The following is a 22,590-nucleotide window of genomic DNA, read 5'->3' as shown; positions in this document are numbered from 1 at the left end:
TCATTCCCCCACGAGAAAGACGCGCGTGACCGGCCGCGCGAGCGAGTGCGCACTGACGCTCACCTGGAGCCCCGTCACCGCGCGCGGCACGGGTGCATTGCCGAGTTGCGGCACCTTCACGCTGCTGTTGTTCGTCGCGATCTGCGAGCGCACCTGGTTCATGTCCGAGGTCCAGCCCACCTTCTCCACGTAGAGCCGCGCGTCGATCGCGCCCACGCCCTGCATCATCGGCAACGCGCTCCATGCGCTACTCTCGCCACCACGCAGCGCGCGCCGCAGGTCGCCGAGGTTGGCGAGCGGCGGCGACGCGTAGCGTACGACACTCCCGTTGCTCACGCGGTAGCGCACCACCTGCAAACGCGGCGGCGCGCCGGGCGGCACGGCGAACTCGCGCACGATCTGCAGCGCGCCGCCGTCGACGGAGACCGCGGGCGCGCCCGCTTCGTCGTCGCTGACGGCCTGGCGCGCGTCGATGCGCATCTGGTCGAACATCTGCGCGAACACACGCTCTTCCGCCATCGAATGCGTGAGGACGTCGCGGCCGCGCACGATCTGATCGAGGCCGCGCCACGACAAGATCGCGACCACGGCGAGAATCGCGATGGCAACGAGTAGTTCGATCAGCGTGAAGCCGGCCGCGCGGCGTGCGCGCAAAGCGCTGGGCGAAGCCGCGTGCCCGGCCGGCCGCCCGTGCAGCGGCCCCGGAGGAACGCGCTTTCGGCGCATCGCGCGATCACAGCGACCGGTTCGTTTCATTGCCGAGCACGGTGACGAGTTGCGCGAGATTGCCGTCGCGGCCCGGTGTGGCCACCGAGACCTCCACGCGGCGGAAAACGGGATTGGGCGTGGCTGTGACGTGCTGCGTGCAGGTCAGCTGCAGATTGCCTTGCGAGCAGTCGAAGCTGAGCTCGCCGACCTCGGGCCACGCATGCGCGAGACGCAGTTGCGCGAGCGCATTGTCGGCGCTCCAGCCCGCGAGCAGGCGCTGGTGCAGATCGCTTTCGCTCGCCGCGAGGCTACCCACGGCGCGCAGCGAGGCAGCAAGCGCGATCGCCACGATGGCAAGCGCGACCAGCACTTCGATCATCGTGAAGCCGCCTGTTGCGGCACGGCTCGCGCGGGCCGCGCGACGCGGAACAAAGCGGGTGGCCATGTGCATCTCAGCGCACCTCATACCGGCCCGCGCCAGTACCAACGATAGTGGCGCGGCCCGCCGCCGAGAACAGCGTGATTTCAACGGGCTGCTCGACGGCCTCGGTGCCGAACACGAGGCGGTCCGCATGCAGGTCGTCGTCGCCGGAGTAGGTGATCGATACGCCCGTCACGCCGCCTTCCCACTTGCGCGGTCCTAGCAGGTCATCGCGCAGCGGACGCCAGCCGTCCTCGGTATGCACGTCAAAGCGAAATCCGCCCTCGACCGGCTGCCACGCGATAGGGCGCGCCCGCACCTGCGCCTCGTCGCCGGCGGATTCGAACAACAACGCGAGACGCTGCGCCTCTTCATTCAGATCGGTGCGCGGATTGCGCGTGAGCGAAAGCGACGCGAGCGACACCAGCAGCCCCGCGATCATCAGCACGACCAGCATTTCCAGCAGCGTGAAGCCCGCCGAGCGTGCGCGCGCCGCGTGCGGGGTGCGCATCGGCGTGCGGTTGCGACTGCGGAGGGGGCGGGAGTGCATGGCGATGAGGAACGTGAAGCTGGAGATGAACGGGAATCGGGGCCGCGCGTTTGCATCCAGCCCCATCGAGCCCCGGTGGGCCCCGATAAACCCGGCTGGCTCCCGTTGTTTATTCGTTACCTTATTGCCAGGACCCGATGTCGGCGTCGTTGCCTTCGCCGCCGGGCTTGCCGTCGGCGCCATAGCTAAAGACGTCGATTTCGCCGTGCACGCCCGGGTTCAGATACTGGTACGGATTGCCCCACGGGTCGTTGGGCAGGCGCTCGAGATAGCCGCCGTCCTTCCAGTTGTTCGGCACCGGGTCGGTGGTGGGCTTTTGCACCAGTGCCTGGAGGCCCTGGTCCTGGGTGGGATAGCGGCCATTGTCGAGCCGGTAGAGCTTCATTGCCTGCATGACCGTGCCGATGTCCTGGCGCGCGGCGACACGGCGTGCTTCATCGGGACGGCTCATGATCTTCGGCACGATCAGCGCCGCGAGAATACCGAGGATCGCAATCACGACCATGATTTCGATCAGCGTAAAACCGCGCTGGCGACGTGCGCGTCGGCGCTCGATTTCGGCATGGCTGCGGGTCCATATGGACATAAGTTGCTTCCCTCCTGGCAATTGATGCTCGCGAATGGTCACGAGTGATCGTTGCGGCGCACCCCGGTGCGCCCTGTTTCGTTCTGCGCGCGAAACCGGGTTCGCGCGCCCATGACGGGTCATTGTAATGTCACACGATGACGCCTTTGAGACCCGCGTTCGCGGCCTCGAGGTGCGCCATCAAAACGTCCACAATACTCCGTACAATGGAGCGCATGAACCCACTGCAAATCCGCCTTCTGTCACTCGCCGCGTTCGCGGTGTTCTGCGCCACGGCTGCGTGGTGGACGCTCGAAGTCGCAGCCTCGCGCGCCGCTCCGGTGCAGGCCGCCGCCGCCCAGGCGCCCATCTCGGTTGCCGAGGCCGGCACGCTCTTTGGCGGCAAGCTCGAGCACAACGTCGCGCAAGACATCCACCTGTTCGGCATCCTCGCGCTCAAGCAAGGCGCGGCGGCCATCGTGAGCTTCGGCGGCGACCCGGCCAAGGCCATCGCGCTCGGCGGCCCGATCGGCCCGGACGGAACACTTGCCGAAGTGCGCGCCCGCTCGATCGTCGTCGACCGCCACGGCGTGCACTCCGAAGTCTTCCTGCCTGCCAACGCGGCCGGTCCCACCATCTACGTGCGCTGATCGACTCCGCGCGCAGCGCTGCTTTGCGCACGCGCGGCGCGCTGTGCTATTCACTGCACCAGATTGTTCAGCTCGATGATCGGCAGCATCACCGCGAGCACGATCACCAGCACCACGCCCCCCATCGCCAGAATCAATAGCGGCTCGAGCAAGCTCGTGAGAAACATCGTGCGCCGCTCCAGTTCGCGCGCCTCGCCCTCGGCGGCGCGATCGAGCATGGTCGTGACGTCGCCGGTCGCCTCGCCCGAGCGAATCAGGTGCACCAGCACGGGCGGAAACGTCTTCGTATTGCCGAGCGCGCGAGAGAGCGACGTGCCTTCGCGCACGCGCACGATGGCGTCGTCCACATTCATGCGCATGGCGCGGTTCGAGAGCGTTTCGCCGGCCGCTTGCAGTGCGCGCAGGATCGGCACGCCCGCCGCGCTCAAAATGCCGAGCGTACTCGCGAAGCGCACCGTGTTGTAGCCGCGCACGAGCTTGCCCGCGAGCGGCGCCGTGAGCAGCCAGCGGTCGAACGCGAGGCGCGGCCCGGGCCGGCGCAAGGTCGCGCGCACGATCCACGCGACGATCGCCACCGCAATCAGCACGGCCCACCACCATTCCCGCACGAAGCCCGAGAGCGCCATCATCATGATGGTCAGGAACGGCAACTGTTGCTTCGTACTCGCAAACACGTTCACGACCTGCGGCACCACATAGCTCAGCAGGAACGTGACGATGCCGAACGCGATGATCGTCACGATCGTCGGGTAGGTGAAGGCCAGCACGATCTTCTGCTTGAGCGCGTTGCGCTGCTCGATGTAGTCGGCGAGGCGCGAGAGCACGATGCCGAGCTTGCCGGTGTGCTCGCCCGCCGCGACGAGCGCGCGGTAGATGTCGGGAAAGTCGCGCGGATGCTGCGCAAGTGCGTTGGCGAGCGAGTGGCCGCCCAGCACCTCGGCGCGGATCGCGGCCATCAGTTCGCGAATGTAGTCGCGCTCGGACTGCTCGGTGAGCACCGCGAGCGCTTCGCCAAGCGGCAGCCCCGCCACCAGCAGGCTCGCGAGCTGGCGCGTGAGAATCGCCTGCTCGCGCTGCGAGAGACGCCGCCCGAGCGCGAGGCGCTGGGCGCGTGCGCCGCGCGTGCGGGTCGCCGCGGGCTCGACCACGAGCGGCGTGAGGCCCTGACCGCGCAACTGCGCACGCGCGCCGCGCGCGCTGTCCGCGTCGAGCACGCCTTTTTGCGCCTTGCCCGCTGCGTCGATCGCTTCGAAACGGAATGCCGGCATCGTCTTCTTCGCCTCCGCCTGAGCGCTTTACGCGCCGCCCGTCACGCGCAGCACTTCCTCTAGTGAGGTCGTGCCCGCGGCGAGCCAGCGCTCGCCGTCGTCGCGCAGCGTGCGCATGCCCTGCGCGCGGCCCGCGGTGAAAATCTCGGCGTCGGCGGCATTGCGGTGAATGAGGCTGCGAATCGGCTCGTCGATGTTGAGCAATTCGTACACGCCGCGCCGCCCCGAGTAACCCGAATGACCACAGCGGTCGCAACCGACCGGATGCCAGCGCTTGCGTCCATCGTCTTCGAGGCGCTCTTCCTTGCAGTGCGGGCACAGTTGCCGCACGAGACGCTGCGCCAGCACGCCGAGCAGCGACGAAGCCAGCAGATAAGGCTCCACGCCCATGTCGGTCAGACGCGTGACCGCCGAGGCGGCGTCGTTGGTGTGCAGCGTGGCCAGCACGAGGTGGCCCGTGAGCGAGGCCTGCACGGCGATCTGCGCGGTTTCAAGGTCGCGAATTTCGCCGATCATGATGATGTCCGGGTCCTGACGCAGGATCGAGCGCAGCGCGCGCGCGAAGGTCATGCCGATGCGCTCGTTCACCTGGGTTTGGCCGATGCCCGCGAGGTCGTACTCGATCGGGTCCTCGACGGTCATGATGTTGGTCGTGGTGGTTTCGAGCCGCGACATCGACGCATAAAGCGTGGTGGTCTTGCCCGAACCGGTCGGCCCCGTCACGAGCACGATGCCGTGCGGCTTGGCAATCAGCTGGTCGAACTGCTTGAGCGTGTCGGCGGCCATGCCGAGCGCTTCGAGATTCAGGCGCTGCGCGTCCTTTTCCAGCAGACGCAGCACCGCGCGTTCGCCATGGCCCGTGGGCAGGGTGGAAACGCGCACGTCCACGGGACGCCCGCCCACACGCAGCGTGATGCGGCCGTCCTGCGGCAGGCGTTTTTCGGCAATGTCGAGCTGCGCCATGATCTTGATACGCGAAATCAGCGCGCCATGGAGCGCCTTCTTCGGCCGCACAACGTCGCGCAGTGTGCCGTCCACGCGAAAGCGCACCACCGAGGCATTCTCGAAAGGCTCGATATGAATGTCGGAAGCTTGCTCGCGCGCCGCCTGCGTGAGCAGCGCGTTGATCATGCGGATGATCGGCGCGTCGTCTTCGGATTCGAGCAGGTCCTCCACCTCGGGAATGTCCTGCATCAGGCGCGAGAGGTCGACTTCGCCTTCCACTTCGCCCACCACCTGCGCCGCGCTGCCATCCTGGCGCGCGTAGGCCTGGTTGATCGCCTGGGCGAGCTCGTCCGCGGGAATGCGCACGAGCGAGAACGCGCCGAAATTGCGCGCGATTTCGGCAATCGCCGCACCCGTGGTGCGCTCGCTGATCCACACCTCGAGCCCGTCGGCGTGCTGCTGTGCGACGAGGATCTGGCCGCTTCGCGCGAAGCCATACGGCACGAGCCGCGCGGCAACGGGCGAGGGCGCCTCGCGCGGCGCAGTGCTTTCGCGTGCGGCGGCTGGGGACGGGCGAGGCGTATCGGCCATGCTCAAGGCTGCACCCTGGGCTGGCCGGTGAGCGGCGGCTGCACCGGCGACGATTGCGGTGGCGCGTATTGCGGCGGCACGGCTTGCGACGGAGCGCCTTGCTGCGGATACGCCGGCTGCATCTGCGTGGCGTTAGCGGGAACTGCGGCGGGCGCGGACGCCGTGCCCATCGCCTGATCGCGCCGCATCTTGTCGAGATCGAACAGATTCAGCGCCGAACCGCCTTCGCTCGGGCCAACCGGCATCGGCGGCACCACCGGGTCGTCCCGGTCCTTGATCAGGTTGTTATCGGACCGGTACGCACCCGTCACGCCCTGAATATAGTCGTAGCGATTCGACGTCACCGCCTGCGCCGTGTCGCGATCGTTGATGATCACCGGACGCAGGAACACCATCAGGTTGGTTTTCTGGCGCGTCTTGTTTTCCGAGCGGAACAACTGGCCGATCCATGGAATGTCGCCAAGCAGCGGCACCTTGCTGTTGCTGACCTGGTAGTTGTCCTGCATCAGGCCGCCGAGCACGATGATCTCGCCGTTGTCGGCGAGCACGGTCGACTGGATCGAACGCTTGGTGAAGTTCGGGCCGGCCGGATTGGTCGTGGCATTGGTCGTGCCGGTTACGATTGCCGAATCTTCGGTGTACAGCTGCAGCTTCAGGATGCCGCCGTCGGTGATTTGCGGCTTGATGTGCAGCGTCAAGCCCACGTCGACGCGATCGTAGGTGTTGAACGCCGAACTCGTCGAGCCGCTCGTGAGGTTCGAATACGTGCCGGTCTGGATCGGCACGTTCGTGCCGACGACGATCTTCGCTTCCTGATTGTCGAGCGTGATGAGGTTAGGCGTGGACAGCACGTTGGCGTCGCTCGTCTGCGAGAGCGCCTGCAGCAATGCGCCGAGCCCCTGCACACCGAAAATATTGTGGATCCAGCCCACGTTCAGGCCCTGCTGGACGGCCGAGCCCGCAAGCGCACCCGCCAGGCCGCCAGTGGTGACGCCAGCAGCTGCTCCTGCCGCTGCCGCCGTCAGGTTGATGATGCTGTTGCCGGAGCCGGTGGCGAGGTTGGTCCCGGCCACTACGTTGCTATTGCCGATCTGCCACTGGATACCGAGATTGGCGTTGGTGTTCGAGTTGAGCTCAACGATCAGCGCTTCGATGTAGACCTGCGCGCGCCGCGCATCGAGCTGGTCGATCACGGTGCGCAGGTTGCGGTACACCGGATCCGACGCCGTGATGATCAGCGAGTTGGTCGCCGCATCGGCCTGGATCATGCCGCCAGGCTGATTGTCGTCGCCCTTGTCCTTGTCGCCGCCGAACGACGAGTCGCCGTTGCTGCCGCCGGATGTGCCGCCCGTCAGCGAATTGCCCGACGACATGCCAGTGCTGCCACCGAGCGAACTGGGCAGCGGCGGAGTGCCGGAAAGACCGGTCGAGGTGTTGCCGTAGCCGCTGCCACTGCCGCCACCGCCACCCGAGTTCTGGTTGAACGAATTCGCGCTATTGCCCGACGACGAATCGTTTCCGCCCTTGCCGAGCATCCCGCGCAGGGTCTTGGCGAGCTGCACCGCGTCGGCGTTGCGCAGCGGAACGACGTGCATATTGCCCGGCATGCTCGTTGGCGCGTCGAGCTGCTTCGCCAATTGCACGGCGGCGCTGAGACGCTGTGCGTTCGAGGCGCGCAGCATCAGCGAGTTGGTGCGCGGGTCGGCCACAACCGAAACCTTCAGCGACGGGTCCGAGGCGCCGATCGAGCCCGGATCGAGCATCTTCGAAATTTGCGGCGCAATGTCGAGCGCGTTGGCGTTGCGCAGCGGCACCACCTGCACCTGCTGGCCCGCGGCCGTGTCCACGCCGGCGATGATCGCGGCGATGCGGCGCACGTTGTCCGCATAGTCCGTCACGACGAGCGAGTTGTTGCCCGGATACGCGGCGATCGTGTTGTTCGGCGAAATGAGCGGACGGAGCACGGGCAGCAGATTGTTCGCCGATTCGTGCCTCAGCGTGAACACCTGCGTGACCACCTGGTCGCCGCGCGCCGCGGGCGTGTTGCCCACATAGGTCGGCACGCCCTGGAGCTTGGCGTCGGCCTCGGGCACGACTTTGAGTACGCCATGATCCTGTACGAGCGCGAAGCCCTGCATGCGCAGCGCCGATTGCAGCGTCTTGAGCGCCTGGTCCTCGGGCACCGGGTTCTCGGAAACGAGATTGAGCTGCCCCTTCACGCGCGGATCGACAATGATCGTTTTGCCGGTGGCCGCGCCGATGGCCTTCGCCACCTGGTCGATGTCGGCGTTGACAAAGTTAAGCGTGACCTGGGCGTGCGCGAGTTGCGCCGCCAGGAGCCCGCTTACGAGCAGCGCCTTGGCGACGCGACGCAAAGCCATACGATTTCTTCTCATGGGTATCATTTCGAGGCCGGGGACGGACGCCACCGGCCAGTCGTACTTATCGTGCTCAACGTGCTTGCTGTGGCCGTCTCATGATTTCAGGCCGGACAGCCTACTGGCCGCGGCCCGCCGACGCCCCTCATCCCGGCAATCGACGACCAGCAAAAAATGCAACAGTAGCAGCTTTTCATGTCGAATTTGTCACAAAGAAATTGCGTCTGGGGATTTACTCTAACTTCCGTCAGCACGGGGACGCATTCTGAAAGGATTGGAACCCGTGCCGGGGAGGGAATCGCGCCGCCGCACGCCGGGCGATCCGCGCCTCCGTCCTGGTCCTGGCCGGCGTACCATTCGGCTGGTTTGACGCGACTTGGTCCGCCGGTATGATACGGGCCATCCACTGCGCACCATGACCGGAGCAGGCAACGCAAGCACGGGTTTTCCCCATATCGGGCAAGACAGACCTGCGCTCCGGCTTACCGCAACGTCCCTCGACCTTGCCATGAAAAAGGTTGCATCCGCCACTACCGTTGCTGTTCTGATGCTCGCCGCCGCCGGCGCGAGCACGCCGGCGCGCGCGGATTGTTTCGACGAGGCGGCCCGCTACCAGAAGGTCAATCCGCTCATTTTGCGCGCCATCGCCTGGCAGGAATCGCACAACACGCCTGACGCATTGCACAGGAATACGAATGGTTCGGTGGACTATGGGGTGATGCAGATCAACTCGATTCATCTGCCCACGCTCGCGCAATATGGCATTTCGTCCAGTACGCTCATGCAGCCGTGCAAGAACGTCTACATTGCTGCCTGGCATTTGCGCCAGAAAATGAACAGGTACGGCAACACCTGGGCCGCCGTGGGCGCCTATCACTCCGAGACGCCGGCGTTGCGCGACCGGTACGCACAGCAGATTGCGGCCATCTTGCGCAAGTGGAAGCTGATGCCCTGAGCGGCACAGTACTGGCCGTCATGCCGACGCAGGGCTAGTACGCGCGCTGTCGGCGCACCGCGCGCGCATGGTGCAAAATGCAGGCTTGCGCCGCGCGGCCGCGCGCGGCCCGATTCCCGCCTTTCTTTATCTCACATCGCAATGAATCAGCCGCCACTGCCCGTCACCGTACTCTCCGGCTTTCTGGGCGCGGGCAAGACCACGTTGCTCAACCACGTCCTCGCGAACCGCGCCGGCCTGCGCGTGGCCGTGATCGTCAACGATCTCGCCGCCGTCAACATCGACGCCACGCTCGTGCGCGATGCCGCCGCGCTCTCGCATGTCGAGGAGCGACTCGTCGAGCTGTCCAACGGCTGCATCTGCTGCACGCTGCGCGACGACCTGCTCGCCGAAATCCGGCGCCTCGCCGACCCCGCGCAGGCCGGCCAGCGGTTCGACGCCATCCTGATCGAGTCGACCGGCATCGCCGAGCCCATGCCCATCGCCGAAACCTTCACCTTCGCCGATGAAGACGGCACGACGCTCGCCGACATCGCCCGGCTCGACACGATGGTGACGGTCGTGGACGCCTTCAACTTCCTGCGCGATTACGCGAGTGCCGATCCGCTCGCCGAGCGCGGTGTGGCCGCAAGCGACACCGACGACCGCACGATCGTCGAACTGCTGATCGAGCAGGTGGAATTCTGCGACGTGCTCGTGCTCAACAAAGCCGACCTCGTGAGCGCCGACGAACTCGCGCGCCTGCAACGCATTCTCGCGCGCATCAATCCGCGCGCGGTGCAGGTGGTGAGCCGCCACGGCCAGGTGCCGCTGGCCGAGGTGCTCAATACGGGCCGCTTCGACTTCGACGACGCCGCGAGCGCGCCGGGCTGGCTCGCCTCGCTGCACGATCACGACCATAGCGACGATGGCGCCGCTCACCACGCCCATAGCGAAGCCGACGAGTACGGCATCGGCAACTTGGTCTATCGGGCGCGCAAGCCGTTCCATCCCGAGCGTCTGTGGGCGCTGCTCAATCAGGAATGGAAGGGCGTGCTGCGCTCGAAGGGCTTCTTCTGGCTCGCGACGCGCAACGACGTGGCGGGCTCGCTTTCGCAGGCGGGCGGCGTCTGCCGCCATGGCCCGGCGGGTACCTGGTGGGCCGCGCAGCCGCGCGAGGAGTGGCCGCAGGACGCCGAGCTCGAAAAGGAGATCGCGGCCGACTGGTTCGGCGACGCGAACGACGCGCGCATCGGCGACCGGCGCCAGGAGCTGGTGATGATCGGCGTGGATATCGACCGCGAAGCGTGGCAGGCAAAGCTCGACGCGTGCCTTCTGACAGACGCCGAATACGCCGCGGGCCCCGACGCCTGGCTGGCGTATGCCGACCCGTTCCCGTCGTGGGATTTCGACGATGAACACGACCACGACCACGATCACGACGGAGAAATCGTCCACCGCCACGACTGAGCGCGCCGGGTGCAAACCCGGCGGACGAAAAAAAACCCGCCAGGGGCGGGTGTCAACTTAAAGCGGCAATGTCTTAGCGCTTGTTGACGGCGTCCTTGAACGCCTTGCCAGCCGTGAACTTGACGGTCTTGGCTGCGGGAATCTTGATGGTTTCGCCGGTCTTCGGGTTGCGGCCCGTACGGGCTGCGCGCTTGCCCGAACCGAAGCTGCCGAAGCCGATCAACTGAACCGCGTCGCCCTTCGACACAGCCTTCTTGACCACTTCGAGCAGCGTGTCCAGCGTTTCGCCGGTTTGTGCCTTGCTAGCGCCCGTCTGTGCTGCGACGGCGTCGATCAGTTCCTGTTTATTCATTGAGAAGTTCCTTTCTGTGTTTAGGTTGACACGAACAGCGCGAACGCGCCGATTATACGGTCGCGTGCCGCGCCGTCGAGCAGCTACGGATCCGGAGCACTCCGGCGTATTTTCGTTGCGACGGCCATGAAGGCCCGCGACGTCCGTGCTGCCGCTTCCCTGGGCGGCGCTTGCTATGATAGCGCAGCGCAAACCCAATAACGACAAGGGTTTCGAAGATTTAGAGGGGTTTGCGCGGGTTTTGTGCGCCTGCCTGTATTTTTGACGGCCGCCGCATGCAAAAAGCGGCACTGCGACGGCGCAGCGCCAGCAAATTTGACGCTTCCGGCGTTGTGCCGCGCCAACGCTTTTCGCCCGCAAACCCAATACCCACGGGCCTTTGCTGCCGCACCCCGCGCTTCGAGACCCGCCGTTTCCAGCCAACGCGAGAGTCATGACCGCCACACTGATCCCCGCCACGCTCGCGTTTCGCGAAGACGGCAAGCCGTATTCGCCGCGCTTCGACGACGTCTATCACAGCACTTTCGGCGCCTTCGAGCAGGCCGAATATGTGTTTTTGCGCGGCAACAGCCTGCCCAAGCGCTGGCAGAACAAACGCATTTTCACCGTGCTCGAGACGGGTTTCGGCATGGGCGTGAACTTTCTCGCGACCTGGGCAGCCTGGCGCAACGCGCCCGCGCGCTGCGAGCGCCTGCATTTCGTCTCGGTGGAGAAACACCCATTTTCACGCGACGATCTGCGCGCGGCGCTCGACGCGGTGGTTGCGCACGCACCGCATGATTCTCACGAGTCGGGTACGTCCATCGCGCGTCTTGCACACGAACTCGTCGACGCCTGGCCGATGCTCGTCCCTGGCACACACCGGATCGAGTTCGAAGGCGGACGCGTCACGCTCACGCTCGCGTTCGGCGACGCGCTCGAAACGCTTCCCAAAATGTGGCTGCGCGCCGACGCTATCTTTCTCGACGGGTTCGCCCCCGCGAAGAATCCCGAACTCTGGTCGCCGCAGATCTTCAAGGCGCTCGCGCGCGTCGCCGGCGAAGAGGCCACCTTCGCAACCTGGAGCAGCGCGGGTGAGGTGAAGCGCGCGCTCGAGCAAAACGGCTTCGAATATCGCAAGACCACCGGCTTCGGAACCAAGTGGACGATGCTGGCTGGCCGCTTCGCACCACGCTGGCGTGTGCGCCGTTACGAACCGCCGCTGCCGCTGGAACTCGCCGAACGGCACGCGGTAGTGATCGGCGCCGGGCTCGCGGGCAGCGCGCTAGTCGAGCGACTCGCGGCGCGCGGCTGGCATGTCACGCTGCTCGAGCGGCATGCGGCGCCTGCCCGCGAAGCCTCGGGCAATCCCGCCGGCGTGTTTCATCCGCTTATTTCGCGCGACGACAGCAGCGCGTCGCGCATCACGCGCGCCGGGTTTCTCTACGCATTGCGACGCTGGGCCGCGCTCGACGCCGCAGCGCAAGCGTGCACGAATGGCGCAATCGAGGCGCCCGTGCGCTCACACGCAGGACTTCTGCATCTCGCCGCCGATGACGAGTCGCGAGCTGTCGCCGAAGCGCTCGCATCGTTTGGCTATCCCGAGGAATTCGTGCGCGGCGTCGACCGCGCAGAGGCTGAGTCGATTGCCGGCGTCGCGCTCGCGCAGGGCGGCTGGTTCTATCCACGCGGCGGCGCGATCGATCCGGCCTCGCTGTGCCGGGCGCAGCTTGCCGCCGCATGCGCCTTCCCGGATGCGCGAATCGATCTGCGTTACGGCGTGCAAGTCGCGCGCATCGCGCGCGCTGGCGACACCTGGCAAGTCTTCGATGAAAGCGGCGCGCTCGTCGCGCAGGCCGGCGCGGTGATCTTCGCCAACGCGCACGATGCCGCGCGCGCGGCGGCGCTCGACTTCGCACCCACGCGCAGCGTGCGCGGCCAACTCACGCTGCTCGACGGGAGCCCGCTTGGCTCCCTGCGCATGCCCGTGATCGGCGACGGCTACGCGGTGCCGCTGCCAGGCGGCGTGACGCTCACAGGCGCCACCTACGAAGTCGACGACACCAGCACGGCGCTACGCAAAGCGGGTCACGTCGAAAACATCGAGCGCGTCGCGCGCATGCTGCCCGGTCTGCAAGCTACCGCAGCCGACGCCTCAGCCCTGGATTCTTCTCATCAAAGCCCCTGGCGAGGCCGCGTGGCCTTGCGCTGCGTCACGAGCGACCGCCTGCCCATGCTGGGCCAGCTCGGCGATGAAGCCGCCGCACGGCGCGACGCGCAGCGGCTTTCGGGTGCGTGGCCGCTCGACTTGCCGCGCGCGCCCGGTCTTTACGGCGCGTTCGCGTTCGGATCGCGCGGGCTCGTGTGGGCGGCGCTGGGCGCGGAGCTCATCGCCTCGCAACTCGAAGGCGAGCCATGGCCCATCGAGCGCGAGCTTGCCGAGCAGGTCGATCCCGCACGCTTTCTCCAGCGCGCCCTGCGTCAGCGCAACCTCTAGCCACGAACCAATATCCTGACCAATACGGTTATTCACCCAAACCTGTGGATAACCGCGCGAGTTGTGGGTAAATCCGGTGTGGACGCGATGTGGACGTAAACGGGGTAACTCGGCAGGCCATGTTCATGGCCCAAAAGTTACTCTTCGATACCCGAGTGCATCTCACACACATCGCGCGTGGTTGTCCGAGCGCCAAGCCGATGATTCACATAGGTATACAGGGGTTATCCACAGCAAAGTCACGCCTTTGTTAACTGCTACTACGTATACATACGGTAAACCGTAAACCCAAAACCAACGCCATCGGTCTGGAGAAGGCCCAAGGCTACCGCGCAGTTCTGACCTGCCTAGCCGCCCCACTGGCGAAACGGTCACTTTTTCCTTATTGTCGATAAAGCCTGCCGAAACGGGCGCATTTACCGGCTTCGCCAAGCTTTACCGGCCGAGCGGGACAATTGCAAAAAAGCTATGGCACAATCGCCGTTCTTTTCCGCGTCATGTGCCGCAACAGACGGCCGACGCGTCCAAGGAACGGATGCCGCATGTCCTGACTCTGATTGCTCAGGAAGGTCGGCAGCGTTCGTTCACCCATTGCGGGCGCTGACACTCCACACAGGACGCGCCCGTGCCGGCGGTTTGCCGCATGAGCGGTGCCGGCGCAGAGGTTTCCCGCTGTTGTCCGTCGTGTCTGGCCGCCGCCCTCATCAGGTAGCGAGCCTGCGCGCCTCGTCTGTCAGCGCATGCGGCTTGACCGTGTGCCGGGCGCGAAATGTCAGGTGTCTGGCGCCGCGCCCGGTCCGATCCCATGCAAGACGTTCTGCCAAGGAGAAGCCACTACGATGAAGTCGGCGTTTTCGTTCTTTCCCGCCTGGCCGTTGCAGCCAGACGGCATATTCTGGGCAGGCCTCGCGCTGCTCGCCGCCGGCCTCGTCGGCGAGCTGTGTTATCGCGCCTGGCGGCTGCCGCGCATTTCGAGCTACGCCATCATTGGGCTGATTGCCGGTTCGGCGGGCTTCGGCGTGATCAGCATCGATGCCGCCGATGCCGCGCGGCCGCTGATCGATGTCGCGCTCGGCCTGTTGTTGTTCGAACTCGGCAGCCGGCTCGACTTGCGCTGGATCCGCCGCAATCCCTGGATCATTCTCTCGAGCCTTGCCGAAGCCACGCTGACCTTCGTGCTCGTGCTCGTCGTGCTGCTATTCCTTTCGGTGCCGGCGATCGTCGCCATCGTCGTGGCTTCGATCGCCATGGCGACTTCGCCCACGATGGTGATCCAGCTCAAGACCGAGTTGCGCGCCGAAGGCCAGGTCACGCAGCGCCTGCTCACGCTTACGGCGCTCAACAGCATGTATGCGGTCGTGATCGAAAAGCTCGCGTCGGGTTGGCTGCACCAGGAAATTTACGGCAACGTTTTCGCCACCATCCTGCAGCCGCTCTACCTGCTGGTCGGCTCGATCATTGTCGCGTATGTGCTCGCGCGCGCCTGCATGATGTTCTACCGCCGCTTGAGCCCGCAGGACGAGCATTCGTTCGTCGCGTTGTTCGGTCTCGTGCTGCTCGCGATCGCCGTGGCGCATCTGCTCAAGCTTTCGACCATTCTGAGCCTGCTGGCCGCGGGCATCATCGTGAAGAATTTCGAGGCGCGGCCGCAGTTGTGGCCGCAGCATTTCGGCACGGCCGGCTGGCTGCTCACGGTGATTCTTTTCGTGCTCACGCTAACCACTTTCGAATGGCATTACATTCTCGCCGGCGGCGTGGCAGCGGCAGGGCTCATCGTCGCGCGGCTGGTGGCGAAACTCGTCGGTGTGCTGATCTTCGCGAAGCCGAGCGGGCTCGAATGGAAGCAGGGCGTCGCGCTCGGTCTTGCGCTCACGCCCATGTCCGCGCTCGCGCTCGTGCTTATGGAGGACACCTACGATCTTTACCCGTCGTTCGATCCGCGCCTGCGCGCGATCATGATGTGCGCGATCGTCGTGCTGCAATTGCTCGGGCCGTGGCTCGTCTACCGCGCGCTCGCGCTTGTCGGCGAGCGCGGCGAAGCATGAATGCGGCGGCTCTCGCCGCCACGAAACACCGCCCGCCGCGCCGTGCGCCGACCTGATCGGCAGCGATGCCCGGCGCGGCCGAAAGAGGGGATGTCATGTCACTGGAAACTTTTGTCGATTCGAAGCCGTTCACCTTCGGCGTCGAACTCGAAATGCAGGTCGTCAACACACACGATTACGATCTGACCAAGGCGGGCAGCGACCTCATGCGCCTCATCAAGGATCAGGAGATTCCGGGCAACATCACGCCCGAGATCACCGAAAGCATGATCGAACTCTCCACCGGCATCTGCACGCATCACGAGCAGGCCGTGGCCGACCTGCGCAAGATCCGCGACGTGCTGGTCACAGCCGCCGACCGCCTGAATGTCGGCCTGTGCGGTGGCGGCACGCATGCGTTCCAGCAGTGGAGCGACCGACGCATCGTCGATACGCCGCGTTTTCAGTATCTTTCGGAGCTGTACGGCTATCTCGCGAAGCAATTCACGGTGTTCGGCCAGCACGTGCATATCGGCTGTCCGGATGCCGATAGCGCACTGTTCCTGCTGCACTCGCTCTCACGCTTCATTCCGCATTTCATTGCACTTTCGGCATCGTCGCCTTATGTGCAGGGCGTCGATACCGGATTTCATTCGGCACGGCTGAATTCCGTGTTCGCGTTCCCGCTTTCGGGCCGCGCGCCGTTCGTGCTCAGTTGGGAGGAGTTCAAGGAGTATTTCTCGAAGATGGTGCACACGGGCGTCGTCAACAGCATGAAAGACTTCTACTGGGACATCCGCCCGAAACCCGGCTTCGGCACGATCGAGGTGCGCGTCATGGACACGCCGCTCTCGGTCGAGCGTGCGGCGGCGATTGCCTGCTATATCCAGACGCTCGCGCGCCATCTGCTGACAGACCGGCCGATCCAGCCGCGCGAAGACGACTACCTCGTCTACACGTTCAACCGCTTCCAGGCATGCCGTTTTGGCCTCGCCGGCACTTGCGTCAATCCGCAGACGGGCGAGCGCCGCACCATCTCCGAAGACATTCTGGCCACGCTCGACGCGATTGCCCCGCATGGCGAAGCGCTCGGCTCCACGCGCGCACTCGCCGAAATCGGCACGATTGCGCGCGCCCAGACCAACGATGCGACTTGGCTGCGCGGCGTGGTCGCCGAGGAAAAGTCGCTGCACGAGGCGGTGCGGCAGCAATGTCTGCGCTGGCGCGCCTGAGCGTGTGTGCCGTTCGGGCAACGCCGGCCGGCTGAAAAGCATGAGAAAAGAGGGCAGCTCGCGAGCTGCCCTCGCGTTTTTGGGGCCACCCGAGGAGCGTTGCGCCGCATGAAAAAAAGATTTTTTTGTCCCAGGCAAGATGCCAGGGGGTTCTTATTTTTTTGATGCTCGCGCAAACGGAGTCAATCGTTGCTGACGAGGCGCGCCATTTCCGCTGAGTAAGCGCCAAAATGCCTGAAAACTCAATGGCCTGCGCTCGCGGCAAGCAGGTAGACTCCGCTTGCGCTGATGGAAAAAATCAGGGATAACCAGGTATCGGTAGAGCCCGGAGTTGAGCCACATCGAGAATCCATGCACAGACAATGGCGTACTTACTCACTGGTTATCCACAATTCGCGTTGGATAAGTTAGCTGTGCGATTCGCCACTCTCGCATAGAATATCGCTTTGCTGCGCAGGCGCGAGGGTGGGAAGGATGCTTCGGGCCTGCGAGGCGAGAGATGGAATGACTGCGCGCGGCGGGCGTTTCTTGCGCCGGCGAAGCAGGAATTTTTTGAGATGGTGCGGCCGATTTCCAGGAGGATTCCCAGCGATCGGGCGCGAACTTTCCCACAAGGTCGCCAGTACTGCGGCGGCTGACGATGCAGCGCGAGCTGCCAAATAACCAGCGAAAGACTATGAGCGAAGGCGTATACGGAGAGCAGGCAGCCGGGCGGGTGACCCATAGCCTGCTGCGACTGAGCACGGCAATGCGGAGCCAGGCGTGGGACTGGGCCGAAGGGGCGGGACTCACGCCGACCCAGGGTGAAATTCTCGTGCTGCTGATGCAGCGCAAGGGGCCGATGCGCCTCGGCGAGATCGCCCGCGAGACGGCACTGACCGCCGCCACGACCAGCGATGCGGTGAGCACGCTTGAAACCAAGGGTCTCGTCGAAAAGCGCCGCGCGCTCGACGACGGCCGCGCGCTTGCGGTGCGTCTTACCGCACGTGGCCGCACGGCCGCGAAGAAGGCCGCACAATGGCCCGACTTCCTCTCGAAGGCCGTCGGCACGCTGCGCGCCGATGAGCAAGCGGCGGTTTACCGCACGCTGCTCAAGACGGTCTACGTGCTGGAGTCGCAGGAAGCCATGCCGCAGCACCGCATGTGTCTGACCTGCGCGCACTTCGAGCCCAGCAAGAACCCGAAGAAGACGCCGCATCATTGCGGGCTGCTCAACATCGACATGGCCGACACCGACGTGCGCCTCGATTGCTCGGTGTACGCGGAAGCCGACGCGACGACGCAGAAAAAGAACTGGAAGATCTTCGCGGCTTAATGGTTCCGGTTCCGCGGGCCGTGCGGCGTCACGTGACGCCGCAGGAGCCTGCGGCGGCCTTCCTGCCAGAAGTATCCGGTTCGAGTGCGTGCGGTGCTTCGCGCCCGCGCGCTTGATCGTTGCACGCAGATGCGTGCTCCAACGTGTGCTTATCGTGCGATGGCGGCATGCATGCCGCTCGCACGAGGTGTTGCATTGTGTAGCAGACCCCAAGGATTTGCCGATGAATCGCGAAGTATTGGCCATTCGCCACGTATATTTCGAAGACCTCGGCAGCTTTGAGCGAGTGCTTGGCGATCGCGGGCGTCCAGTACGTTACGTCGATGTGGGCTTTGCGCGCGTCGGCGCGCTCAATCCCGTGTCGGCTTCGCTGATGGTGATCCTCGGCGGCCCCATCAATGCCTGCGACGACGCACGCTACCCCACCCTCGCGCCCATCGCCGGGCTGATCGAAAAGCGCATTGCCGCTGGTTTGCCCACGCTCGGCATTTGCCTCGGCGCGCAGCTCATCGCACGCGTGCTCGGTGCGCGCGTTTATGCGTCCGGTCATCAGGAAATTGGCTGGACGCCGCTCACGCTCACCGACGCGGGCCGTGCTTCGCCGCTGCGGCATGTGGATGGCGCTGCCACGTCGATGCTGCACTGGCATGGCGATACGTTCGATCTGCCGCAAGGCGCAACGCGTCTCGCTTCCACGCCGCTGTGCGAAAACCAGGCGTTCTCGTGGGGCTCGCACGTGCTCGGCCTGCAATGCCATCCCGAAGTGCGCGCCGATCGCTTCGAGCCCTGGCTGATCGGCAATGCCGCCGAGATCGATGCTGCGGGCATCGACGTCAATCTGCTGCGCGCGCAGACCGCGCAACACGGCCCGACTCTCGAGGCGCAGGCGAGCCGCATGTTCGGCGAATGGCTCGACGCCTCCGATCACGCGAGCATCGACGCACCCGCGAAGTAGCCCCGAAGCGTCGGCCTCGTTTTCGTCTTTCTCCGCACGTGCTACGCCTGTGGGCGCGTCAGCGCCTGTCAAAGGCGCATGCTATTCTCGAACGCTTCCAACACCGTTCGCACTCCTCCCATGAGCAAGCTCTTCACTCCGCTCGAGCTGCGTGGCGTGACGCTCGCCAATCGCATTGTCGTGTCGCCGATGTGTCAATACTCGGCGGTGCGAGGCGAGGCCACCGACTGGCACATGATCCACCTTGGCCATCTCGCGTTTTCGGGGGCGGCGATGCTGTGCATCGAAGCGACGGCCGTGGAGCCGGACGGCCGCATCACGCCAGGCGATCTCGGCCTCTGGGACGACGTGACCGAAGCCGCGCTCGAGCCGGTGATTGCCGCCATCCGCCGCTATTCGCCGATTCGCATCGCCATGCAGATCTCGCACGCGGGGCGCAAGGCGTCGAGCCACGTACCCTGGGAAGGCGGTCAGCTGATTTCCGTGGCCGATGGCGGATGGTTGCCGCATGCGCCTTCCGATCTACCGCACAAGGACGATGAAACGCCACCGCTTGCGCTCGATACGGCGGGCCTGAACCGCGTGCGCAATGCGTTCGCGGCGACGGCGCGGCGTGCGGCGCGCCTCGGCATCGACGCGCTCGAAATCCACGCGGCGCATGGCTATCTGCTTCATCAATTTCTCTCGCCGATCGCCAATCAGCGCAGCGACGAATATGGCGGCTCGCGCGAAAACCGCATGCGCTTTCCGCTTGAGGTGTTCGACGCGGTGCGCGCGCAATTCCCGCGCGATCGCCCGATTGGCGTGCGCGTGTCGGCGACTGATTGGGTCGATGGAGGCTGGACGCCCGAGGACACGATCGTGTTTGCGCAGGCGCTCAAGACACGTGGTGTGGACTGGATCGACGTATCGTCCGGCGGTGTCTCGCCGTTGCAGAAGATTCCACTTGAACCCGGCTATCAGGTGCCATTCGCCCGCAAGGTCAAGCAGGAAACCGGCGTGAACACGATCGCGGTGGGCCTCATCACCGACGCGCTGCAGGCCGATCAAATTCTGGAAACGGGCGATGCCGACATGATCGCGATGGCACGCGCGATGCTCTATGATCCGCGCTGGCCATGGCACGCCGCTGCGCAACTCGGCGCGAGCGTGAACGCGCCGCCGCAGTACTGGCGCTCGCAGCCTCGCGAGCACAAGACGCTCTTCGGCGAGACAACGCTCGGTCAACGCTGAATGCGCCATGCAGAACGCAACTGAGCGCAGCACCGGCAAGCGCCACGCGAGTTGAACGAAAGAGGCGCGAACGTGTACGATGCCGGTTGCAGCGCGCCTATAGGGTCTTCAGAGTCTTCAGGATTTTCCGGGCCTTTCGATTGAACGCGTGCTCACGAGCGCGGCGCCGACAAGGCGCCGCGTTTGCGTGGCATGACTACACAAGGATTCTTCAATGAGTGTACGCAGGATCGTCGTGCGCCAATCAGGCGTGCACGGCAAGGGCGTATTTGCGGCCGGTGCAATCGAGGCCGGCGAACGGCTGATCGAATACAAGGGCGAACGCATCTCGTGGAAGGAAGCATTGCGGCGTCATCCGCATAATCCCGACGAACCGAACCACACCTTCTATTTCGCGCTCGACGATGGCGACGTGATCGACGGCAAGGTCAAAGGCAACAGCGCGCGCTGGATCAATCATTCGTGCGCGCCGAACTGCGAAGCCGAGGAGATCGACGGTCATGTGTACATTCACGCGCTGCGCGATATTGCCGAGGGCGAGGAGCTTTTTTACGACTACGGTCTCGTGATCGACGAGAAGCAGACCAAGAAACTCAAGCGCGAATACGAATGCCGGTGCGGCGCGCGCAAGTGTCGTGGCACGATGCTCGCGCCGCCTGAAGAGAAGGGCGGCAAGTCGAAGAAGGGCAAGAAAAAGAAGTAAGCGTGGCGGCCGGCTGGGCCGTGTACGCATGCATCGTCATGATGAACTGCCGATATGAATATGGGCCGCGGATGCGGCCCATATCTTTTCTGGAGTCGGTTTTCTGAGTCGGCTAGCGACCGGTGTCCGGTGCGTCGGCTTCGCTTTCTTCGGCGTGTGCCGTGGCGGCCGAATCTTTGATGCGTTTCGCTTCCTTGCCGTCGTTCGCATCGGGTGCCGGACGGTTCGTGAGCGGTACGCGCACGATGAAACGCGCACCACCTTCCGCCGCGTCATCGTAGTGCACGCTGCCGCGATGCAACGTCATGATGTCGTGCACGATCGCAAGGCCGAGGCCCGCGCCGCTGTCCACGCCGCTCTCGGTTTGACCGTCGCCACGGAAGAAGCGCTTGAAGAGATCGGCTTGCTGCGTTTGCGGTACTCCGCGGCCGTTGTCCTCGACCACGATCTCCGCCATCGGCATGCCATCGGTGAGCGTCTGCGTGACGGTCACGGTAATGCGCCCGCCGTCTGGGCGCGCGGGCGGCAAATACTTCAGCGCATTGTCGAGCAGATTGGCGATCACTTCGTGCAGTAGCACGGGGTTGCCGCGCACTATCAGCGGCGTGTCGTTATCGGGATCGTCGAGACGCTGGAAGCCGAGGTCGACCTGGCTCGCGAGCGCGCGCGGCACCCACTCGGCGCCAGTTTCGAATGCCAGCGCTGCCATGTCGATGTCGACGAAGCGTGCCGCCTGTTCCCCCGGCTCGGCGCGAGCAAGCGAGAGCAACTGATTGGAGAGCCGCACCGCGCGGTCGGCGGCGGCGCGCAACTCGCGCACGGCGTCGCTGACCTTCTGCGGCTCGCGTGCATTCACGGCTTGTTCGGCATGCAGCTTCACCGCCGTGAGCGGCGTGCGCAACTGATGCGCGGCGTCGGCGATGAATTTGCGCTGGGCTTCGAGGGCGGTCTTCAGGCGCCCGAGCAGCGCGTTGAGCGCGCCCGTAAGCGGACGAATCTCGACCGGTACGAAGGTTTCGTCGACGGGTTCGAGCGAGGTATGCGTCTGGCGATTGAGCGAGTCGGCGAGATCGGTGAGCGGGTTGAGCTGCTGGTTCACCACGCGCCACACGATCGCCCAGCCGGCGAGCAGCAGCAGCAGCAGCGGCATCATGATTGCCACGAGGAATTCGGCCGCGATGCGAAAGCGGTGATGCACGGGCTGACCCACTTCCACGACGATGGGATTGCCTTTGGGCTGCTCCACGCGCACCTGCGCGACACGTACGCTCACGCCCTTGTAAAGGGTCTCGAACACGTAGGCGAAGTGCATGCGCCGCACGTTGGTGCCTTGCAGCGGCAGGTCGTGGTCGCCGGCAATTTCGGTTTCGCCGTCGCTGATGCGGTAGACGAGATGCTCGACCGGGTCGGAGAACATCGCCTGGGCGAGCGGCGGCACGGTAATGGGCGCTTCGGGGCCGGCGATCTGGATCTGCTTGGAAATGGCCGTGGCAAGGTCGGCGAGCGAGCGGTCGACCACGTGCTGCGTGTATTGCCACGCGAGCCAATAGGCAATCAGGCCGCTCATCAGCGCGAGCAGCGAAAGTGGGGCGGCGAGGCGCCGCAATAGCGTGCGCCGCAGGCTCGTTGCGGCCGGTAGGGACATGGTCGGTTCGGGCGATGAAGGGTTACGCGTGCAGCATGTTCGGGACGTGCGCGCCGCATGGTTTGGAGCCCATTTTACGCGGGTGAGCTGGCATGAGGCAGGCACGGGCCAAAGACGGGGGGCGGCGGTGTGGTGTCGAAGCGCTTTTGGGGCACGCAGGCGCGCAAAGCTCAGG

The 22,590-nt window shown here is 65.1% G+C and carries 19 protein-coding genes; 10 read left to right on the top strand and 9 right to left on the bottom strand.

Going from position 1 to position 22,590, the window contains the following annotated elements:
* From HV773_RS05695 to gspG, 4 genes are all read right to left on the bottom strand, one after another.
* The gene (locus HV773_RS05695) at window positions 1–726 is read right to left on the bottom strand and encodes a PulJ/GspJ family protein (protein ID WP_129563217.1); all 726 of its coding nucleotides are present in this window, start codon (window positions 724–726) and stop codon (window positions 1–3) included.
* A gap of 7 nt (window positions 727–733) precedes the next feature.
* Window positions 734–1,153, bottom strand: coding sequence for a type II secretion system minor pseudopilin GspI (gene gspI / locus HV773_RS05690; protein WP_129563216.1), 420 nt, complete (start codon window positions 1,151–1,153; stop codon window positions 734–736).
* Between the two features lie 7 nt (window positions 1,154–1,160).
* Window positions 1,161–1,679, bottom strand: a complete 519-nt coding sequence (locus HV773_RS05685; RefSeq protein WP_129563215.1) for a GspH/FimT family pseudopilin — start codon at window positions 1,677–1,679, stop codon at window positions 1,161–1,163.
* Window positions 1,680–1,800: 121 nt separating this feature from the next.
* Window positions 1,801–2,265 (bottom strand): type II secretion system major pseudopilin GspG, encoded by a 465-nt coding sequence (gspG, locus tag HV773_RS05680; RefSeq protein WP_129563214.1) that lies wholly within the window; start codon window positions 2,263–2,265, stop codon window positions 1,801–1,803.
* A 215-nt stretch (window positions 2,266–2,480) separates the two neighbouring features.
* Here gspG and HV773_RS05675 point away from each other — a divergent pair, with 215 nt between their 5' ends.
* Window positions 2,481–2,894, top strand: coding sequence for a general secretion pathway protein GspC (locus tag HV773_RS05675; protein ID WP_129563213.1), 414 nt, complete (start codon window positions 2,481–2,483; stop codon window positions 2,892–2,894).
* A gap of 50 nt (window positions 2,895–2,944) precedes the next feature.
* Here the strand turns inward: HV773_RS05675 and gspF are convergent, their stop codons facing one another.
* The 3 genes from gspF to gspD are packed head-to-tail and all read right to left on the bottom strand — an operon-like array spanning window position 2,945 to window position 8,079.
* On the bottom strand, window positions 2,945–4,162 hold the full coding sequence (gspF, locus tag HV773_RS05670) for a type II secretion system inner membrane protein GspF (RefSeq protein WP_129563212.1): 1,218 nt from the start codon (window positions 4,160–4,162) through the stop codon (window positions 2,945–2,947).
* Window positions 4,163–4,189: 27 nt separating this feature from the next.
* A complete protein-coding gene (gspE, locus tag HV773_RS05665) occupies window positions 4,190–5,698 on the bottom strand; it encodes a type II secretion system ATPase GspE (RefSeq protein ID WP_129563211.1) in 1,509 nt (502 codons plus the stop codon).
* 2 nt (window positions 5,699–5,700) lie between these two features.
* Window positions 5,701–8,079, bottom strand: a complete 2,379-nt coding sequence (gene gspD, locus HV773_RS05660) for a type II secretion system secretin GspD (protein ID WP_129563210.1) — start codon at window positions 8,077–8,079, stop codon at window positions 5,701–5,703.
* A 505-nt stretch (window positions 8,080–8,584) separates the two neighbouring features.
* On the opposite strand from gspD, the gene HV773_RS05655 reads away from it, so the two are divergent.
* Together HV773_RS05655 and HV773_RS05650 are read left to right on the top strand one after the other, a co-directional pair.
* A complete protein-coding gene (locus tag HV773_RS05655) occupies window positions 8,585–9,031 on the top strand; it encodes a lytic transglycosylase domain-containing protein (protein WP_129563209.1) in 447 nt (148 codons plus the stop codon).
* A 141-nt stretch (window positions 9,032–9,172) separates the two neighbouring features.
* Complete coding sequence (locus HV773_RS05650; RefSeq protein WP_129563208.1) at window positions 9,173–10,480, top strand: GTP-binding protein; 1,308 nt, start codon at window positions 9,173–9,175, stop codon at window positions 10,478–10,480.
* 73 nt (window positions 10,481–10,553) lie between these two features.
* On the opposite strand, the gene HV773_RS05645 is transcribed toward HV773_RS05650, so the two are convergent.
* Window positions 10,554–10,832, bottom strand: a complete 279-nt coding sequence (locus tag HV773_RS05645; RefSeq protein ID WP_027815965.1) for an HU family DNA-binding protein — start codon at window positions 10,830–10,832, stop codon at window positions 10,554–10,556.
* Between the two features lie 433 nt (window positions 10,833–11,265).
* Between HV773_RS05645 and mnmC the strand changes: the two genes are divergently transcribed.
* From mnmC to HV773_RS05610, 7 genes are all read left to right on the top strand, one after another.
* On the top strand, window positions 11,266–13,308 hold the full coding sequence (gene mnmC, locus HV773_RS05640) for a bifunctional tRNA (5-methylaminomethyl-2-thiouridine)(34)-methyltransferase MnmC2/FAD-dependent 5-carboxymethylaminomethyl-2-thiouridine(34) oxidoreductase MnmC1 (protein ID WP_129563207.1): 2,043 nt from the start codon (window positions 11,266–11,268) through the stop codon (window positions 13,306–13,308).
* Between the two features lie 839 nt (window positions 13,309–14,147).
* On the top strand, window positions 14,148–15,353 hold the full coding sequence (locus tag HV773_RS05635) for a cation:proton antiporter (protein WP_129563206.1): 1,206 nt from the start codon (window positions 14,148–14,150) through the stop codon (window positions 15,351–15,353).
* Between the two features lie 95 nt (window positions 15,354–15,448).
* Entirely contained in the window at window positions 15,449–16,564 is a 1,116-nt protein-coding gene (locus tag HV773_RS05630; RefSeq protein WP_129563205.1) for a YbdK family carboxylate-amine ligase, read from the top strand.
* Between the two features lie 676 nt (window positions 16,565–17,240).
* Window positions 17,241–17,879: a MarR family winged helix-turn-helix transcriptional regulator gene (locus HV773_RS05625; RefSeq protein WP_129563204.1), complete on the top strand. Its 639-nt coding sequence runs from the start codon at window positions 17,241–17,243 to the stop codon at window positions 17,877–17,879.
* Window positions 17,880–18,102: 223 nt separating this feature from the next.
* On the top strand, window positions 18,103–18,834 hold the full coding sequence (locus tag HV773_RS05620; protein WP_129563203.1) for a glutamine amidotransferase: 732 nt from the start codon (window positions 18,103–18,105) through the stop codon (window positions 18,832–18,834).
* Window positions 18,835–18,954: 120 nt separating this feature from the next.
* Complete coding sequence (locus tag HV773_RS05615) at window positions 18,955–20,067, top strand: NADH:flavin oxidoreductase/NADH oxidase (RefSeq protein ID WP_129563202.1); 1,113 nt, start codon at window positions 18,955–18,957, stop codon at window positions 20,065–20,067.
* Between the two features lie 214 nt (window positions 20,068–20,281).
* On the top strand, window positions 20,282–20,770 hold the full coding sequence (locus tag HV773_RS05610) for an SET domain-containing protein (protein WP_129563201.1): 489 nt from the start codon (window positions 20,282–20,284) through the stop codon (window positions 20,768–20,770).
* A 112-nt stretch (window positions 20,771–20,882) separates the two neighbouring features.
* Here the strand turns inward: HV773_RS05610 and HV773_RS05605 are convergent, their stop codons facing one another.
* On the bottom strand, window positions 20,883–22,415 hold the full coding sequence (locus HV773_RS05605) for a sensor histidine kinase (RefSeq protein WP_129563200.1): 1,533 nt from the start codon (window positions 22,413–22,415) through the stop codon (window positions 20,883–20,885).
* Window positions 22,416–22,590: the final 175 nt, after the last annotated feature.

It is taken from the genome of Paraburkholderia caffeinitolerans (assembly GCF_902859945.1).
In the GTDB taxonomy this organism is placed as follows: Bacteria; Pseudomonadota; Gammaproteobacteria; order Burkholderiales; family Burkholderiaceae; genus Paraburkholderia; species Paraburkholderia caffeinitolerans.
The sequence above is the reverse complement of the archived record's forward strand: the minus strand, read 5'-3'. Positions and strand labels throughout refer to the sequence as shown.

Coding starts and splice junctions, on each gene's coding strand:
- HV773_RS05630 (WP_129563205.1), top strand. CDS start 15,449: ATGTCACTGGAAACTTTTGTCGATTCGAAGCCGTTCACCTTCGGCGTC.
- gspI (WP_129563216.1), bottom strand. CDS start 1,153: ATGGCCACCCGCTTTGTTCCGCGTCGCGCGGCCCGCGCGAGCCGTGCC.
- HV773_RS05620 (WP_129563203.1), top strand. CDS start 18,103: ATGAATCGCGAAGTATTGGCCATTCGCCACGTATATTTCGAAGACCTC.
- HV773_RS05675 (WP_129563213.1), top strand. CDS start 2,481: ATGAACCCACTGCAAATCCGCCTTCTGTCACTCGCCGCGTTCGCGGTG.
- HV773_RS05645 (WP_027815965.1), bottom strand. CDS start 10,832: ATGAATAAACAGGAACTGATCGACGCCGTCGCAGCACAGACGGGCGCT.
- gspE (WP_129563211.1), bottom strand. CDS start 5,698: ATGGCCGATACGCCTCGCCCGTCCCCAGCCGCCGCACGCGAAAGCACT.
- gspG (WP_129563214.1), bottom strand. CDS start 2,265: ATGTCCATATGGACCCGCAGCCATGCCGAAATCGAGCGCCGACGCGCA.
- HV773_RS05615 (WP_129563202.1), top strand. CDS start 18,955: ATGAGCAAGCTCTTCACTCCGCTCGAGCTGCGTGGCGTGACGCTCGCC.
- HV773_RS05605 (WP_129563200.1), bottom strand. CDS start 22,415: ATGTCCCTACCGGCCGCAACGAGCCTGCGGCGCACGCTATTGCGGCGC.
- HV773_RS05695 (WP_129563217.1), bottom strand. CDS start 726: ATGCGCCGAAAGCGCGTTCCTCCGGGGCCGCTGCACGGGCGGCCGGCC.
- HV773_RS05635 (WP_129563206.1), top strand. CDS start 14,148: ATGAAGTCGGCGTTTTCGTTCTTTCCCGCCTGGCCGTTGCAGCCAGAC.
- mnmC (WP_129563207.1), top strand. CDS start 11,266: ATGACCGCCACACTGATCCCCGCCACGCTCGCGTTTCGCGAAGACGGC.
- HV773_RS05625 (WP_129563204.1), top strand. CDS start 17,241: ATGAGCGAAGGCGTATACGGAGAGCAGGCAGCCGGGCGGGTGACCCAT.
- HV773_RS05650 (WP_129563208.1), top strand. CDS start 9,173: ATGAATCAGCCGCCACTGCCCGTCACCGTACTCTCCGGCTTTCTGGGC.
- HV773_RS05685 (WP_129563215.1), bottom strand. CDS start 1,679: ATGCACTCCCGCCCCCTCCGCAGTCGCAACCGCACGCCGATGCGCACC.
- HV773_RS05655 (WP_129563209.1), top strand. CDS start 8,585: ATGAAAAAGGTTGCATCCGCCACTACCGTTGCTGTTCTGATGCTCGCC.
- gspD (WP_129563210.1), bottom strand. CDS start 8,079: ATGGCTTTGCGTCGCGTCGCCAAGGCGCTGCTCGTAAGCGGGCTCCTG.
- HV773_RS05610 (WP_129563201.1), top strand. CDS start 20,282: ATGAGTGTACGCAGGATCGTCGTGCGCCAATCAGGCGTGCACGGCAAG.
- gspF (WP_129563212.1), bottom strand. CDS start 4,162: ATGCCGGCATTCCGTTTCGAAGCGATCGACGCAGCGGGCAAGGCGCAA.